General features: G+C 69.6%; 16 protein-coding genes, 1 tRNA gene and 1 pseudogene. 11 read left to right on the forward strand and 7 right to left on the reverse strand.

The features are described 5' to 3' along the window. Window positions 1–39 precede the first annotated feature (39 nt). Window positions 40–807 carry a HugZ family pyridoxamine 5'-phosphate oxidase gene (locus tag V5F75_RS05030; RefSeq protein ID WP_394033385.1) on the reverse strand — a complete coding sequence of 256 codons (768 nt, stop codon included), beginning with the start codon at window positions 805–807 and terminating at the stop codon, window positions 40–42. Window positions 808–1,077: 270 nt separating this feature from the next. On the opposite strand from V5F75_RS05030, the gene V5F75_RS05035 reads away from it, so the two are divergent. The 10 genes and pseudogenes from V5F75_RS05035 (at window position 1,078) to V5F75_RS05080 (ending at window position 9,513) form a co-directional block, all read left to right on the forward strand. Next, window positions 1,078–1,776 (forward strand): response regulator transcription factor, encoded by a 699-nt coding sequence (locus V5F75_RS05035; RefSeq protein WP_394033386.1) that lies wholly within the window; start codon window positions 1,078–1,080, stop codon window positions 1,774–1,776. A 70-nt stretch (window positions 1,777–1,846) separates the two neighbouring features. Continuing rightward, entirely contained in the window at window positions 1,847–3,610 is a 1,764-nt protein-coding gene (locus V5F75_RS05040) for a sensor histidine kinase (RefSeq protein WP_394033387.1), read from the forward strand. Between the two features lie 6 nt (window positions 3,611–3,616). Next, window positions 3,617–4,063, forward strand: coding sequence for an HPr kinase/phosphorylase (locus V5F75_RS05045; RefSeq protein ID WP_394033388.1), 447 nt, complete (start codon window positions 3,617–3,619; stop codon window positions 4,061–4,063). A 105-nt stretch (window positions 4,064–4,168) separates the two neighbouring features. Then, the gene (locus tag V5F75_RS05050) at window positions 4,169–4,570 is read left to right on the forward strand and encodes a PTS sugar transporter subunit IIA (RefSeq protein WP_394033389.1); all 402 of its coding nucleotides are present in this window, start codon (window positions 4,169–4,171) and stop codon (window positions 4,568–4,570) included. Next, window positions 4,539–4,904, forward strand: coding sequence for an HPr family phosphocarrier protein (locus V5F75_RS05055; RefSeq protein ID WP_394033390.1), 366 nt, complete (start codon window positions 4,539–4,541; stop codon window positions 4,902–4,904). Before V5F75_RS05050 ends, V5F75_RS05055 begins: the two co-directional genes overlap by 32 nt. 186 nt (window positions 4,905–5,090) lie before the next feature. Beyond that, on the forward strand, window positions 5,091–6,566 hold the full coding sequence (locus V5F75_RS05060) for an ATP-binding protein (protein WP_394033391.1): 1,476 nt from the start codon (window positions 5,091–5,093) through the stop codon (window positions 6,564–6,566). 199 nt (window positions 6,567–6,765) lie between these two features. After that, window positions 6,766–6,842: transfer RNA gene (locus V5F75_RS05065), tRNA-Arg, on the forward strand. Between the two features lie 444 nt (window positions 6,843–7,286). Beyond that, window positions 7,287–7,487: pseudogene (locus tag V5F75_RS05070) on the forward strand (transposase); the annotation flags it as partial. A gap of 316 nt (window positions 7,488–7,803) precedes the next feature. Beyond that, window positions 7,804–9,078, forward strand: coding sequence for a TDT family transporter (locus tag V5F75_RS05075; protein WP_394033392.1), 1,275 nt, complete (start codon window positions 7,804–7,806; stop codon window positions 9,076–9,078). Window positions 9,079–9,357: 279 nt separating this feature from the next. After that, window positions 9,358–9,513 carry a hypothetical protein gene (locus tag V5F75_RS05080; protein WP_509212142.1) on the forward strand — a complete coding sequence of 52 codons (156 nt, stop codon included), beginning with the start codon at window positions 9,358–9,360 and terminating at the stop codon, window positions 9,511–9,513. Window positions 9,514–9,627: 114 nt separating this feature from the next. Here V5F75_RS05080 and V5F75_RS05085 read toward each other — a convergent pair whose 3' ends face one another. From V5F75_RS05085 to V5F75_RS05110, 6 genes are all read right to left on the reverse strand, one after another. Beyond that, window positions 9,628–10,620 (reverse strand): FAD:protein FMN transferase, encoded by a 993-nt coding sequence (locus V5F75_RS05085; RefSeq protein WP_394033394.1) that lies wholly within the window; start codon window positions 10,618–10,620, stop codon window positions 9,628–9,630. Then, window positions 10,601–12,793, reverse strand: a complete 2,193-nt coding sequence (locus tag V5F75_RS05090) for a PepSY domain-containing protein (protein ID WP_394033395.1) — start codon at window positions 12,791–12,793, stop codon at window positions 10,601–10,603. Before V5F75_RS05090 ends, V5F75_RS05085 begins: the two co-directional genes overlap by 20 nt. Before the next feature lie 17 nt (window positions 12,794–12,810). Beyond that, complete coding sequence (locus V5F75_RS05095) at window positions 12,811–13,281, reverse strand: DUF2271 domain-containing protein (RefSeq protein ID WP_394033396.1); 471 nt, start codon at window positions 13,279–13,281, stop codon at window positions 12,811–12,813. A 40-nt stretch (window positions 13,282–13,321) separates the two neighbouring features. Continuing rightward, a complete protein-coding gene (locus tag V5F75_RS05100) occupies window positions 13,322–13,663 on the reverse strand; it encodes a hypothetical protein (RefSeq protein ID WP_394033397.1) in 342 nt (113 codons plus the stop codon). A 91-nt stretch (window positions 13,664–13,754) separates the two neighbouring features. Next, entirely contained in the window at window positions 13,755–15,101 is a 1,347-nt protein-coding gene (locus tag V5F75_RS05105; protein WP_394033398.1) for an ATP-binding protein, read from the reverse strand. Beyond that, window positions 15,098–15,769, reverse strand: a complete 672-nt coding sequence (locus V5F75_RS05110) for a response regulator transcription factor (protein ID WP_394033399.1) — start codon at window positions 15,767–15,769, stop codon at window positions 15,098–15,100. Before V5F75_RS05110 ends, V5F75_RS05105 begins: the two co-directional genes overlap by 4 nt. 133 nt (window positions 15,770–15,902) lie before the next feature. Between V5F75_RS05110 and V5F75_RS05115 the strand changes: the two genes are divergently transcribed. Continuing rightward, window positions 15,903–16,193, forward strand: coding sequence for a PepSY domain-containing protein (locus V5F75_RS05115; protein ID WP_394033400.1), 291 nt, complete (start codon window positions 15,903–15,905; stop codon window positions 16,191–16,193). The last annotated feature ends 184 nt before the right edge of the window (window positions 16,194–16,377 follow it).

A 16,377-nucleotide genomic window follows, 5' to 3' on the forward strand; every position in this document is an offset into this window, starting at 1 on the left:
GGAGATGAGGGAAGAAAAGGCGCTTTTCGTGTCTTTCCTTCAGGCCACCTTGGCTTTGCGGGCCTCCTCCACCAAGGCGACAAGACTTTTCCGGATCTCGCCCACGTTGTTGCTGCGCTGCGGGAAGATGAGATGCCGCACGTGCTCACCGGAGGTGATCTCGAAGCCTTCCGGGTCGATGCCCACCATGCGCCAGGCGGCATCCGGGGCCTTGGCGAGCACGGTGGCGTAGAGGGCCACGGCGTCGGCATGGTCGGCGTTCATGTGGGAAACGATGCCGTCATGGGCGGCGCGGATGTCGTCGGCGCCGTTCCAGTCGGTGAGGAGCTTCTCGCCCGGCACGTCCACGATGCGGCCGAAGCCTTCCACCAGGTGCGCATGGTCCACGTCGATGCGGAAGAAACCGAAGTCCTTGAAGTCGGCATAGCCGGTCGCGGCCTCGTGGCGGCCGAGGTAGCGCGCGCGCACCAGCGGGTCGCCCGCTTCCACGATGCGGCCGACGAGGCTCGCCCGCGCGGCGTTCAGCGGGTCGGCGGCGCCGGCGTCGGAGATCATGAGCGAGACGCGGGTGTCGCGCGCGATGTTCTGCGTGTGCCGCGCGAGGCGGGAGATGAGCAGGGTGGGGCGCCCCTCCGGATCGGTGCCTACGGCTACCAGGGAGGCATAGGGCCCGCCGTCGGCGTCCAGGGTGGCGAGGGTGCCGAAGCGGGCCTCGCGGATGAGGCGGCGCACGGTGGCGGCGGCGGTCACGGCCACGGGCTTCGGCTCCGGCGCGGCCTCAGGGGTGTCGGATGCGGTGTCGGTCACGGTCGCGTCTCCCTCTTGTCGCGGCGGAGGATGGCCGCGCCCCCGGCGGCCCGCAAGGGCGGGCGCCGCCGCGGGTGCGACATTGGAACGGTTCCGGCTTCGGGCGGCGTCATCCACCGCTGAAGCGGGGAGAAGGTTTGGCGTCCGGTGAGAATCTCGCTATTTTGCGGCGGTTGGCGCTTGAGTGTCACATTTCGGCCACGCGCGGCGGGTTCACAGGCGCGTTATGGCTGCAGAGAGCCGGCTTGTCCGACGGCTGAAAGAGGTGTCATGCCCACCATCGCCCTGGTTGACGACGATCGCAACATCCTCACCTCGGTGTCCATCGCCCTGGAGGCGGAAGGCTATCGCATCGAGACCTACACCGATGGCGCCTCCGCGCTCGACGGCTTCAAGACCAATCCGCCCGACCTCGCCATCCTCGACATCAAGATGCCGCGCATGGACGGGATGGAGCTGTTGCGCCGCCTGCGCCAGAAGACCGACATGCCCGTGATCTTCCTCACCTCCAAGGACGAGGAGATCGATGAGCTGTTCGGCCTCAAGATGGGCGCCGACGACTTCATCAAGAAGCCCTTCTCCCAGCGCCTGCTGGTGGAGCGGGTGAAGGCCGTGCTGCGCCGCGCCGGCGCCAAGGACGGCGTGGCCCCGCGCGAGGTGGACAGCGCCAAGGTGCTGGAGCGCGGCAACCTGCGCATGGACCCCGAGCGCCATACCTGCACCTGGAAGGCCGAGCCGGTGACCCTCACCGTCACCGAGTTCCTCATCCTCCAGGCGCTGGCCCAGCGCCCCGGCGTGGTCAAGAGCCGCAATGCCCTGATGGACGCGGCCTATGACGACCAGGTCTATGTGGACGACCGCACCATCGACAGCCACATCAAGCGCCTGCGCAAGAAGTTCAAGTCGGTGGACGAGAGCTTCGAGATGATCGAGACCCTCTACGGCGTCGGCTACCGCTTCAAGGAATGAGCATCGCGCAGGTGCCACGGCGGGCAATGGCTTCCGGCGCCGCGCGGCGCCGGGTGCGCAGGAGCGGGAGATGACGGTGGACGCGGACCCCCGCGAGGGCGCGGCCGAGCCCGAGGCGCGCGGCGTGCTCGGCGCGCTGAAGCGCGCGCGGCGCTTCGTTGCGGTCAAGAGCTTCTCCTCGCTCACCCAGCGCATCGTGCTGCTCAATCTCGCTGGCCTGTGCGCGCTGGTGTCGGGCATCCTCTATTTGTCCGAGTTCCGCTCGGGCCTCATCGACGCGCGCATCCAGAGCCTCTTGGTGCAGGGCGAGATCATCGCCGCCGCCATCGCCTCCTCGGCCCAGGTGGAGACCAATTCCATCACCGTGGACCCCGAGCGGCTCCTGGAGCTGCAGGCGGGGGAGAGCTACGGCCCCGGCGAGGAGGGCTTCGCGCCGCTGGAATTCCCCATCAATCCGGAGCGGGTGGCGCCGGTGCTGCGGCGCCTCGTGGGCCCCACCCGCACCCGCGCGCGCATCTACGACCGCGACGGCCAGCTCCTGCTCGATTCCCGCTCGCTCTACTCGCGCGGGGAGATCCTGCGTTATGACATTCCCTCGCCCACGGAGCCGAAGCCCGGTCCCCTGGAGCGCCTGTGGCGGGCGGTGCAGCTCTGGTTCGGCCGCGGCGACCTGCCGCTCTACAAGGAACACGGCCCGCTCGCCGGCAAGGACTATCCCGAGGTCGCCACCGCCGCCCTGGGCGGCAAGGCGAGCGAGGTGCGGGTGGACGAGCGCGGCCGGGTGGTGGTCTCGGTGGCGGTGCCCATCCAGCGCTTCCGCGCCATCCTCGGCGTGCTGCTGCTGTCCACCCAGGGCGGCGAGATCGACGAGGCGGTGCGCGCCGAGCGGTTCGTCATCGTGCGCGTGTTCCTGGTTGCGGCGGTGGTGATGGTGCTGCTCTCGGTGCTGCTGGCCGGCACCATCGCCGATCCTGTGCGCAAGCTCGCCGCCGCCGCCGAGCGGGTACGCCGGCGCATCAAGACGCGGGTGGAGATTCCCGATTTCACCGCCCGCTCCGACGAGATCGGGCATCTCTCCGGCGCGCTCCGGGACATGACGCGCGCGCTCTACAACCGCATCGAGGCCATCGAGAGCTTCGCCGCCGACGTGGCGCACGAGCTGAAGAACCCGCTCACCTCCCTGCGCAGCGCGGTGGAAACCCTGCCGCTCGCCAGGAACGACACCTCCCGCGGGCGGCTGATGGAGGTGATCCAGCACGACGTGAAGCGCCTCGACCGCCTGATCTCCGACATCTCCGACGCGAGCCGCCTCGATGCCGAGCTCCAGCGCCAGGAGGCGGTGGAGGTGGACCTGAAGCAGCTCCTGGAGATGGTGGTGGGCATGGCCCAGGACGTGCGCAAGGACGACGGCGTGACGGTGGCGCTCGCGTTCGAGCGCGCCTCCGGCGCTTCCGCTTCGTTCGTGGTGCCGGGCCACGCCTCCCGCCTCGGGCAGGTGGTGGACAATCTGGTGTCGAACGCCCGCTCCTTCTCGCCCCACGGCGGCGAGGTGCGCGTCACCTGCCGTCACTTGAAGGACGCGATGGAGATCCTCGTGGACGACGACGGGCCGGGGATCCAGCCCGATGCCCTCTCGCGCATCTTCGAGCGCTTCTATACCGACCGCCCGCACCAGGGCTTCGGCCAGAACTCGGGCCTGGGCCTCAGCATCTCCCGGCAGATCGTGGACGCCCACGGCGGGCGCATCTGGGCCGAGAACCGCATGGCCAGGGGGGCGGACGGCGCGGAGCGCGTGGCCGGCGCCCGCTTCGTCGTGCGCCTTCCCGCCGGTTGAGGCGCCATGGCCGCCCCCTCCGTCCACGCGAGCTGTGTCGCCATCGGCGGGCGGGGGGTGCTCATCCGCGGCACCTCGGGGGCGGGCAAGTCCACCCTCGCGCTCTCGCTCATCCTGGACGCGCCCCGGGCGCTGCCCCCGGCGGAGCTGGTGGCGGACGACCGCGTGCTGCTGGCGCAGGAGGGCGGGGCGCTGGTGGCGCGGCCGCCGGCGGCGCTGGCGGGGCTCATCGAGGTGCGTGGGCTGGGGGTGCGGCACCTGCCGCATCGCGACAGGGTGTCGCTGGCCCTGGTGGTGGACCTGCAGGCCGCCGATGCGGCGCGCCTGCCGCCGGAAGAGGCGCAAACCGTTCTCATCTCTGGCTGCGCGCTGCCGCGCATCGCTGTCGATCGTCTTGATCGCGCTGCGTTGTTGGTGGCCGCCGCGCTCGCCAGCCGGCCGTGCGAAAACTAAATCTGCTTTTGTGCGTTGCACCCCTTGCGTAAATTTTGAGCCGCTCTGAATATGGCATCCCCGCGGTGCGGGAGGCCTTCATCGGGGGGTGAAGGCGGAGGAAGCATGATCGGTCTTGTCCTCGTCACCCACGGTCGCCTCGCCGATGAGTTCTGCTCGGCGCTTGAGCACGTCATGGGCCCGCAAAGCCAGATCGCCGCCGTCACCATCGGGCCGGACGACGACATGGAGCGGCGACGCCACGACATCATCGAAGCCGTGGAGCGCGTGCGCTCCGGCGACGGGGTGGTCATCCTGACCGACATGTTCGGCGGCACCCCCTCCAACCTCGCCATCTCGGTCATGAACACCCCGGACGTGGAAGTGGTGGCGGGCATCAACCTGCCCATGCTCGTCAAGCTCGCGAAGGTGCGGGGCGAGCTGCCGCTGGCCGAGGCCGTGGACGTGGCCCAGGAAGCCGGCAGGAAATACATCAATGTCGCAAGCCGCGTCCTCGCCGGCAAATAGCCCCTTCGATCCCGCCCTCGCGGAAGAGGCGGCGCTCGCCTGCGGCCACCCTGTGGCCGAGGGCGCCCTGGTCCGGGTGCTGCCCATCATCAACAAGCGCGGCCTTCACGCCCGTGCCTCCGCCAAATTCGTGCAGACGGTGGAGCGGTTCGACGCCCGCGTGGGCGTGTGCCGCGGCGGCGAGGAGGTCTGCGGCAATTCCATCATGGGGCTGATGATGCTGGCGGCCTCGCCCGGCACCTCGGTCACCGTCACGGCCACCGGCCGCGAGGCGGCGGCGGTGCTCGACGCCCTCGCCACCCTGGTGGCGGACCGCTTCGGCGAAGAGGAATAGGGCCCCGGCCACCCGGCCCCTGGCGCAAGCCCCCACGAGCCCCCGGCGCACGTGCGCGACCTTCCGCCATCCTCGCGGGAAATGCCTGCGCTGGCGCCGCGCAAGGTCTATGCTTATTTCTAGCGTTCACATTTCCGCGCGCGGTGCGCGGAAGCCGCCGGGGACGGGCGTTCCGCCCAGGGTGCCATGTTCGCTTCGAGAGCCGACCAGCCCGCGACGACCCCGCTGCATACCCGCCGGCGCGGCTTCAGCCTCTCGGCGAAGCTGCTGGTGCTCACCGTGATCGTGGTGGCGACGGTGGAGGCGGCGGTGCTGGTGCCCACCATCGCCAATTTCCGCGTCGCCTGGCTCTCGGACCGCCTCGCCGCCGCCCGCACGGCGGCCCTGGTGCTCGACGCGGCCCCGCAGGACAGCATCCCCATGGACCTCACCCGCCAGCTCCTGGCGAGCGTGGGCGCCCAGGTGATCGTGGTGAAGCGCGAGGAGACGCGCCGCCTGCTCGCCGTCTCCGATATGCCGCCCGAGGTGGACGTGCATGTGGACATGCGCGACGTCACGCTCCTGAGCGCGGTCGCCGGCGCGTTCGACACGCTCGCCGCGCCCCACGGGCGCATGCTGCGGGTGGTGGGCGATCCGCCGTCCGGCGCCGACTTCATCGAGATCGTGATGTCGGAGACGCCGCTGAAGCGCGCGCTGCTGCGCTTCACCACCACCACGCTGCTGGTGTCGCTGCTGGTGGCGGCGGCGGCCGGCGCCCTCGTCTATTTCGGTCTCAATGCCCTGTTCGTGCGGCCCATGCGGCGGCTCACGGAACGCATGTCGGCCTTTCGGGAAAGTCCCGAGGACGCCACGCGCATCATCGTACCCTCCGGCCGGCGCGACGAGATCGGCACCGCCGAGGAAACGCTGGAGGAGCTGCAGCGCGCGCTCTCGCAGACCCTGAGCCAGAAGAGCCACCTTGCCGCGCTCGGCCTCGCGGTCTCGAAGATCAACCATGACCTGCGCAACCTGCTCGCCTCCGCGCAGCTCCTGTCGGATCGCCTCGCGGCGCTGCCGGATCCCACCGTGCAGCGCTTCGCGCCCAAGCTGCTGGCGGCCCTCGACCGCGCCATCACCTATTGCGAGCAGACCCTCTCCTATGGCCGCGCCATGGAGCCCCTGCCGGACCGGCGCGAGGTGGACCTCGCCCACCTGCTCGATGAGGTGCGCGAGACCCTCGGCCTTGGCGGCGGCGCGGGCATCGGCTGGGTGGCGGCGCTGGAGCCGGGGCTGAAGGTGGACGCCGACCCCGACCAGCTGTTCCGCGTCATCCTGAACCTCGCGCGCAACGCGGTGCAGGCGCTTGAGGCGCGCGCGCCGCTCGATCCCGAGCGGGACCAGATCCGCCTCAAGGCGAAGCGGCTCGGCAACACGGTGCAGATCGAGATGGCCGATACGGGCCCAGGCATCCCGCCCGAGCGGCGGGCGCACCTGTTCGAGGCGTTCGTGTCGTCGGCCCGGCGGGGCGGCACCGGGCTCGGCCTGCCCATCGCCGCCGAGCTGGTGCGCGCCCATGGCGGCGACATCGCGCTGATCGACAGCGCGGTGGGCACCGCCTTCCGCATCACCCTGCCCGACCAGCCGGAGGAGGGCCGCCAGCGCCGCGACCGGCTGCGGGCCTGAGGCGCGGCGCGTCTGTGCCGATGGTGCGTTATCCACAGCTTGGCGTGGGGCAGGCATGGGCTTTGCCGTTCGACGCTTGCACACGGCAAGGAAAGGGAGTAGCACACGGACCTCGCCGGCGGAGAGATCCACCGGCAGCCCTCCGGAGGCTCCCCGCCTCCACGCTAGGCCTCAATGGCCGAACGTTCCGAGGGATGATGCGCCGGTAGCTCAGCTGGATAGAGCACCAGACTACGAATCTGGGGGTCGGGAGTTCGAATCTTCCCCGGCGCGCCATCTAAATCAAATGCTCAGGAACGTCTCGGGAATATCCGTTTCCCATGCCGTTCCCTATCGCGATCAGCCTTTGTTCTGGCGGCTCGCCACGCGGAGCTGGGCCACTCGGCCGCATGCGCGCCTTCCGCGCGGCTGGATGACCGGACCGACCACTTCTTGAAGCGCATGTCCTTCTTGTCCGTCATTTCTGCGAAGTTCCCGTTCTGACAGACCGTCAGTTCAGCACCGGACCGAAGCCGCAATAGATGGGCCCCTTCTCGCTGGCGGCCTTCTCCAATGCCTCCACGCTGCGGTCCATAAACTCCAGGATCAATTCGTGCTCAGGTTCCATCGTGCCTTCTGGCTGAGGGCGACGCTTCGCCGGCACGGGGCTCTCGGCGATATCGGCCCTGCCGAGATGGAGCGCGGAGCGGTTTAACCCCGTCCACTTTTCGGGGGAAGACCAACATTGTCGTGATGGACAATATGGGCTGCCACGAGGGGCCGCGCGTGCGCCAGATGATTGGGGCTGCCGGCGCCGACCTCCTGTTTCTGCTCCCCTGCTGCCCTGACTTCAATCCGACCGAGAACGCCTTCGCCAAGCTCAGGGCCCACCTGCGCAAAGTCGCTGCCTGCATCCTTGAGGGACTGTGGGCTGTCATCGGGCTCATCTCAGCCTCGTCACCTCGCAGGGGTGTCAAGACTCCTTTTGAGCTGCGGGATGTGAGCCGATATGATCGGTTTTCGCTTGTAGGCGGCCGCGAATGGATCAAAATCCACCTTGATTGTGTTCTTGATGTCTGTGAATCTGGTCGTCGTTAAATTCACATTTAATAAATGAGCCGATTATGGATTATATATAAAGATATAAAATGATGTAATTATTGTTTTTATTCCATTGTGTTGCTGAATTTTTCCGGCGTGAATTACGGTTAAATTTTATGTAGGATCGTCATTTCTATCCGTCGTGCCAAGAGCATGAATGGCGCATTCATTTAAATTGCATAGTGTGAATGTCTTGGATTTGGGATATTGCACGGCATCACGGCTCGGAACATGGGCCGAGACCAGTGGGAGTTCCGTTGTGGCCGAGACCTCTTCCATCGCCATCCCAACCGGGCCGGCACCGGCTGGGAACCTGCGCGAGATGGTGCGCCAGTTCACGCCCAACTGGTTCGGCGCCACCATGGGGACAGGGGTGCTCGCCCTTGCCCTCAATCAATTCCCGATGAACGTTCCCGGCCTCCACGAGATTGCGCGCGGCCTCTGGTTCTTGAACATCGCGCTCTTTCTCCTGCTCAGCTCCATGTACGCGGCGCGCTGGGTCTTCTTCTTCCACGAGGCGAAGCGCATCTTCCAGCACCCCGTGGTGTCCATGTTCTTCGGCACGATTCCCATGGGCCTTGCGACCATCATCAATGGCTTCATCGCCTTCGGTATCCCCATGTGGGGCGAGACGGCCCTCGGCATCGCCCATGGATTGTGGTGGCTGGACGTGGCCATGGCCATCGCCTGCGGCCTGCTCATCCCCTTTCTCATGTTCACGCGCCAGGAGCACAGCCTGGAGAAGATGACGGCGGTCTGGCTGCTGCCGATCGTGGCGTCCGAAGTGGCGGCTGCGTCCGGCGCGCTTCTCGTGCCGCTGCTCGATCCCGCCGAAGGGTACGCAATCCAAATCATCAGCTACGCCCTGTGGGCCTTCTCCGTGCCCATCGCCATGAGCATTCTGGTGATCCTCCTGCTGCGCCTGATCCTCTACAAGCTGCCCACGCGCGACATGGCGGCTTCTTCCTGGCTGGCGCTCGGCCCCATTGGCACAGGCGCGCTCGGTCTCCTTTTGCTGGGAAGCAACGGGCCGGCGGTCTTCGCGGCCAGGGACGTGCCCATTCTGGGGGATGTCGGGCTCGGCATTGGCATCATCGGCGGAACCATCCTGTGGGGCTACGGCGCGTGGTGGCTGATGCTCGCGATCCTGAAGACGCTGCGCTACACGCGGGAAGGCATGCCGTTCAATATCGGCTGGTGGGCCTTCACCTTCCCGCTCGGCGTCTATTCGCTCGCCACCCTTGCACTGGCGCGGGCCACCCATCTCGGATTCTTCCATGTGGCGGGTGGTGTTCTCATCGTCTGTCTGGCGGGGTTCTGGCTGCTGGTGATGTCCCGCACGCTCCATGGGGCGTGGCGCGGCTATCTCTTCTTCTCGCCGTGCCTTGTCTCCGGCATCGCACCCATCGAGCCGCAGCCGAAGAGGGGCTGAACGAAGGAAGCATCAGCTCCCGACAGGCCGAATGTCGTGATTCACCGTCTCCATGGAGGAGGCTGGCATGGGTGACGTGTTCCTGTTGAGCGCGCGGCAGATGGCGCGGATCGCGCCATTCTTGCCCTGATCCCATGGCGTGCCGCGGGTCGATGACCGTCGGGTCGTCAGCGGCATCGTCCATGTCATCAGGCACGCCCTGCAGTGGAAGACGCGCCCCAGGGCCATGGTCCCCACAAGGCGTTCGACAACCACGTCATCCGCTGGAGCCGGTTTGGCGTGTTCGATCGCATCTTCGCCAGCCTCGCCGGCGAAGGGCCCAGACCGGAACGCATCATGATCGATGCCACCCATCTCAAAGCACACCGCACCGCGGCCAGCCTTTTAATAAGGGAGCTGTTCCCCGTCGTGTGGGGCGCACCAGGGGCGGGATGAACCTGAGGCTGAAAGACTGGCGTCGCATCGCCACCTGCTATGGCGCGGTGCGCCCACACCTTCTTCTCCGCCATCTGTATCGCCGCCACCGTCGCCTCCTGCCCAGTCCTGGGCCTAGCGGCCGCCCATGGCTTCCGTCGTCACGCCAGGCGGCGGAGCCAATGGCCACGTCGCCTCCACCGACCCGTCGGCGTGCACGAACAGCGCCGCGAGGCCGAGGCGGCGGGCGAGGGTGGCGCCTTCGCTTGCCCCCCGCACCAGCAGCGCCGTCGCCCAGGCATCGGCGGCCATGCAGGTCTCGCCGAGCACGGTGACGGCGGAAAGGTCGTTCTCCAGCGGCGCGCCGCGGGATGGGTCCATGGTGTGGGAGAGGCTGCGGCCCGCCACCTCCACCCGATGGCGATAATTGCCAGAGGTGGCGACGGCGGCGCCGGAGAGTTCCAGCACCCCGAGGATGTCCCGCCGACCCTCAGACGGCCGCTCATGGGCGAGCGTCCAGGGGCGACCGTCCGGCTTCAGGCCTTGGGCGCGCATCTCGCCGTCGATGCCCACCAGCCAGGAGGAGAGCCCGGCCGCGTGCATCTCGCGGGCCAGCTCGTCCACGCCGAAGCCCTTGGCGATGCCGGCGAGGTCGAGCCGCAGCGGTGCCAGCCGGCGGGCGCGGCAGCCGGCCGGATCGAGTTGCAGCGTCTTCGGCGGCTCGAAGGACGGGCGGCCGGCGAGGGCGGCGATGCGTCCGCCATCGGGCGCGCGCGCCCCGCCGAAGCCCCACGCCTGCACCAGATCGCCGATGCCAATGTCGAACGCGCCGCCCGACAGCCGGCCGATCTCCAGCGCTGCGGTGAGCACGTGCATCAGCTCGCGAGGGATATCGCACCAAGCCCCGATGGGCGCGGCGTTCAGCCGTTCCAGATCGGAGCCGGGCCGGAACGTGGACATCTGCTGCTCCACCTGTTCGACGGCCCCCTGGAGGCGGCGGGTGAGCGCCGCCTCGTCCACCCCCTCGCCCGCGAAGAATACGGCGGACCAGCGCGCGCCCATGGCCGGACCACTCAGGGCGTGGCGCCGGAATGCCGTCGCACCCGGATCAATAGACATCTTCGACATAGCGTCCGCTCGACTTGAGGGTGGGAAGGTCGAGGCCCAGCGGGCGCACCACGGGCTCCAGCGCGCGGGTCACGGCCTCGGCCATGTCGCGGCCGCCGCAGACCAGGATCTGCGCGCCCTGCTTCACCAGTTCGCGCAGGCGCGGGGCATCGGCGGCGATGCGGTCCTGCACATAGGCGCTGCCGTCCGCGTCGCGCGAGAAGGCGGTGCGCAGCGTGGTCAGGCGCCGCTCGGCCAGGTGCTGGGCCAGCTCGTGCTCATAGAGGAAGTCCGACGCGGCGCTCCGCCCGCCCCAGTAGAGGTGTACGGGTCGTCCCGCCGCATTGGCCCGCACGAAGCCGGCCAGCGGACCGATGCCGGCTCCCGCGCCGATGAGGATCAGCGGGCCCCGTCCCTTCGCCGGGCGGAAGGCCGGGTTTTCGCGGATGAAGGCGTCGATGGGCGCGCCGGGCTGAAGCGCATGCAGGAAGCCGGAGCACAGCCCGCCTTCGCGCAGCCGCACGCAGATTTCCAGCACGCCGTCGCGGGTGGAGGAGGCGAGCGAGTAGAAGCGCGGCATCCCGTCCCCCGGCGGCACGATGCCCACGAGGTCACCGGCCTCGAAGGCAGGCAGGCGGCCGGGGGCGCCGGTGCGCGGGTCAGACGGCGCATGAAAGCGCAGGATGGCCACGGGCGCGCCCACCGCCTCGCCGTAGAGCTCGCGTCCGACGAGCACGAGGGGGAGGGTCTTCGGCGGCTCGGCCACATGGGCAAGCTCGAGGTCGTGCCCCAGCGCGGCGCCGAGATCCCGGCCCCATTGGGCGAATTCCTGTGCCGAGCGGCGATCCACCCTCTTCATGGGCAGGAACTGCGGGCACCCATGTGCGTCGAGCGCATCGGCGACCTCGCGCGCGAACCGGCAGAAATGCGGGAAGCCGCGATCGCCGAACCCGAGCACGGCCACCGCCGGTCGCCCCGGCAGGCGCGCGAGGCGGGCGAGGAAGTGCCTGGCCGACTGGGGCGCCGCGCCCTCCCCATAGGTGGCGGCGAGCACCAGCAGGCGCGGGGCGGAAAGATGCGCGGCGCCCACGTCATTCATGGCGGCGGTGTGAACCTTGTGGCCGGCGGCGGTGAGAGCCGCGTGCAGCGTGCCCGCGAAGCCCCAGGTGGAATTGCCCTCGCTGCCCACCAGGATCACCGTGTCGGCCGCCCGCGCCGGGACGTTGGCGGCGATGCGGGGCCGCGCCGCGCGCCGGCGCAGCCAGAGCAGGAGGCCGGTGCCGGCCAGCACCGGAACGGCGGCCGAGGCAAGGCCAAGAAGGAGGCCGAGCATCCACGCGCCGCGTCCAGTGTGCAGCATGCGCGCGAGATCGTTGATCCGCTCCACCGCCGTCGGCGGCGTCAGGGCAAGGGTGGCGCCGGTGGCGGCATCCACCAGCCTTTCGCCCTCGGTGGTGACGAGGGTGAAGACATCGGCCGGGTCGGCGGGATCGGGGAAGGAGAGCTCGCGCAGGTCCCTGAGCTTCACGGCCCTCAGCGCGGCGAGCGTATCCACCGGAGCCGGCGCGCCGCCGCTCGCGGTGACGGCGGCGCCCGCGCCCTGCGTCTCGGGCACGAGGCCGAAGGTGCCGGCCGACATCCACAGGCCGGTCAGCGACGACAAAAGCAGGCCCACGGCGGCGAGGCGGCCGAGCTCGCCATGCCAGCGCTGCGCGGGAGCGCCGCGGATGGGCCGCAGCAGCGCCCCCGCGCCGCCGAGCCGGCGGGCGAGCAGCATGAGGCCGGAAACGCTCAGGCCCAGCATGGCCAGCGCGCCGATGGCCGCCGCCACGCGGCCCGCATCGCCCGCAAGGAAGGCGCGGTGCAGGCTGGTGATGAAGCGGGACGCCTCGGACACGGCATACGGCCCCAGCCCGGCCCCTGTGGCGGGGTCGATCCGCTCCACGCCGCGCGCGGCGCCATCGTCGAATGTCGCGGTGAGGCTGCCGTCTGCCCGCAGCCGGATGGCGCTGACGCCGGGATGGCGCGCGGCGACCCGCGCGGCGAGGTCCGCGACGCTGTCCGCCGCCGGGATCGCCGGGAAGGCTGCGCGGTCCAGCGCCGGTTGCACGGACAGGGCGGCGCCGCTGAGGGCGGTGACGGTGAGGGCGAGCGCCAGCACGATGCCGGGCAGGCCATGGAGGCGGCGAAGCATGGGCGTGTCCGAGAGGTTCAGAACGTGACGGTGAAGGATTTCACATAGCCCTTGCCGGCGACGGGCTTGCCGGATGCGGCCGCGGCGAGCGGCGCGACCACTTCGGAAGGATTGTCCATCCCGTCCTCGACCGCCGTATCCACATGGACCGTGTAGCCGGCATCGATCATGGCGTCGGCGAGATCGAGGGTGATCTTCAGCGTCTTGCCGGCGCCGATGCTGGCGCCGGTGATGCCGTCGATCTCGGTCGCGCGTCCGCCTGAGGCGCGCTGCCAGTCGGAGAGGTGGCGATAGTATTTCGCCTTGCCGCCGGCCATCCACAGCGTGCCCTTGTAGGCGCCGGCCGCATCGGTGACATAGAGCACCACATAGGCGCCGTTGCCGCCGTAGTTCTTGAGCGTGGTCTCGAACGTGACCTGCCGGGCCTCGGCAAGCATGGGCGAAAGCAGGGTGGCGGTGGCCGCAACGGCGGGAAGAACGAGCTTCATCTGGCTATTCCTTTGAAGGAGCGGGACGTTCGGCCGGGGCTCACTGCACCTCGACCTTGGGCCGGGCCTTGCCCTGGAACAGGCCGTTGTCCGGCACCGGGGCCGCCGGATCGGCCGGGCCCGTCGGCTGAACCGCGCCGGGGCGTGCGCCCGGACGATCGTCATCATCATCATCGTCGTCGTGGCGGCCGTGATGGCGATCTCCCTGTTCGCGCCGGTGGTCGTTGTCCGCGAGCCGGACAGGCCGGTCCGTGGCCCGAACGGCTTCGTCCCGGCTGTGGAAGGGCGGGTCGAGGTGGTCGATCTGCGTGGCCGCCAGCGCCACGCCGAGGCCGGCGGTGGACAGGAGAAGGGCTGTTCCGATCAGGGTGCGCGTCTTCATGGGAAGCTCCCGGCGATTGATGACGCCGGCACCCTCGCGCCCGAACCTGACAGCCGCCTGAACCGCACGCGCGATGGCGTTCAGCTTCCCGTCAGGATCGGGGCGCCTCCGCAAAGCGCACGATGGCGCTGAAGCCGTCCGCCGCGCCCGGGATCGGCGAGGCGATCTCCAGCATCAGTCCCGCCCCGCGGCAGATGGCGGCGGCAATGGCAAGGCCGAGGCCGGAGCCGTCCGCCCCCGTCGGCCCCCGCTCGAACGGGCGCAGCAGCAGGGCGAGCCGTTCGGCCGGCACGACGGCACCGGGGTTGGAGACTTCGAGCCGGTCCGCGGTGAGGCGGACATGGACGGGCGCATCGGGCGTGCCGTGTTTCAGCGCGTTCTCGATGAGATTGCGCGCCAGCACGGCGAAGGCGTCGGGGTCGAGATCGCTGACGGGGCCGCCCTCCGGCGCGATGGTCATTTCGATGTCGCCGGCGCGGGCGGTCTGGCGGTCGAGGTCGGCGATGACATGGCGCAGCACCGGCGCAAGGGGGGCCGGCGCCTCCGCCAGGAGGCCGCCGCCTTCCGCCTTGGCGAGCTGCAGCAGCTTTTCGGACAGGCGCGAGAGGCGGCGCAGCGCGCCCGCGATGGTCCGTGCGCGCTCCTGCTCCGCTCCTCCGGGCAGTTCGGCCACGAGGCGCTGGGTCTGCGCCAAGGCGGCGGCGATGGGGGTGCGCAGCTCGTGGGCGCTGTTGGCGGCAAAGCCCCGTTCCGCCTCCAGCGCGCCGCGCAGCCGTTCCATGAGCGCATTCACCGCGCCGGCGACGGGCGCCATCTCCTCCGGCAGTCCCTGTTCGGGCACCGGCGCGAGATTGCCCCGCCCGCGTTCGGCGATGGCATGGCGAAAGGCGAGCACCGGCTTCAGGGTGAGGCGGAGCGTGAGCCAGACGCCGGCGAGCGCGATGGGCACCAGGGCGATGAGCGGCCAGATCAGCGCCATCACCGCCCGCCGCACCGCGGCGGCGCGATGGTCCAGTTCCTCGGCCGCGGTCACGATGATGGTGCCCCTCACCGCCGCTTCCGTGTAGGTGCGCAGGCGTGCGGTGGTGTGGAAGCCGGGGGCGAGGCCGGCGGGAATCGCCATCTGCTCCGCATCGCTGGACTGGAGCAGCACGCGGCCTTCGGCGTCGCGCACCACATAGGTGATGAATTCGCGGTGTGGCCCCACCGGCGCCATGTGCTGCGTGCCGGCCCCGTCCTCGCGCGCGAGCAGCTCGGAATAAGCGAGCGGCAGCACCCGCTGCGCCACTTCCTGCAGCGCGCTGTCGAACACCTCGTCGATCTCGTGCCGCAGCACCAGCCCCGCCACGGTGGCCGCAGCGAGCCACAGCGCCGCCACCGACAGCGCGAGCCACAGGCCGAGGCGCCGGCCCAGGCTCCACCGTCGCGGCGGACTCACGCGCCGCCTCCCGGCGTACCGAGGCGATAGCCCATGCCACGCACGGTCTCGATCACGTCGGCGCCGAGCTTCTTGCGCAGGCGCGCCACATAGACCTCGATGGCGTTGCTCTCCACCTCCGCATCGAAGGAATAGAGCCGTTCCTCAAGCTGCGGTTTCGACATGAGCTGGTGCGGTCGCTGCACGAAGGCCTCGAACAGCGCCCATTCCCGCGCGGTGAGGGCGACCTGCTGCCCGGCGCGGCGCACCGAGCGGGCGGCGAGGTCCACCTCGATGTCGCCGAGCGTGACCAGCGGGTTGGGATTGCCGGCATAGCGCCGGCCCACCGCGCGGATGCGCGCCGACAGCTCGAACAGGTCGAACGGCTTCACCAGATAGTCGTCGGCCCCGGCATCGAGGGCGGCGATGCGGTCGGAGATCTGGTCGCGGGCGGTCAGCACCATCACCGGCGTCGCGTCGCCCGCGCTGCGCAGGCGTTTCAGGAAGTCGGAGCCGCGCCCGTCGGGCAGCATCAGGTCGAGGAGGATCAGGTCGAAGGCGGCGGCACGGACGGCGTGCCCGGCATCGGCGAGGCGCGTGACCCAGTCGGCGCCGTGGCCGTCGGCGACGATCTGGTCGCGCACGGCCATGCCCAGGACGGGATCGTCTTCGATGAGAAGGATACGCATCTGTCACCTCGGCGCGCCGCATGGCAATCTAGCGCGGCCTGAGGTGGAAGGGGCGAAGGAATCTGCTGCTGCGTTCAGGTGGGTGTCAGCCTGGCATGCTGTTCATGGGGCCGGGGCGGAAGGAGGTCGCAGGGTGAGACGCCCAAGGTTCGCATTCTGGCTCGTGGCAGCCAGCCTCTCTCTGGCCAGCTTGGCCGCGACGCCGGCTGCCGCCGACCGCGACTGCAACGTGCCCCTGGCCGATTGGCAGCCGCGCGAGGCGCTGCAGAAGAAGCTGGAGGCGGAGGGCTGGACGGTGCAGTCCATCCGCGCCGACGACGGCTGCTACAAGGTCCGCGCCACCAACGTGCAGGGCGCGCGCCTGAAGGCGAAGTTCGATCCGGCGCGGCTCGAGCCGATCCCCGGGCAGCATGACGACGACTGAAACCGCCGCGGATCATGCCGGGCCCGCCGTCGCCTTGTGGGGACCATGGCCCTGGGGCGCTTCTTCCGCTGCAGGGCGTGCCTGATGACATGGACGATGCCGCTGACGACCCGACGGTCATCGACCCGCGGCATGCCATGGGATCAGAGGCAAGAATGGCGCGATCCGCGCCATCTGCCGCGCG

The sequence above is a fragment of the Xanthobacter albus genome (assembly GCF_043194895.2).
Lineage (GTDB): Bacteria > Pseudomonadota > Alphaproteobacteria > Rhizobiales > Xanthobacteraceae > Xanthobacter.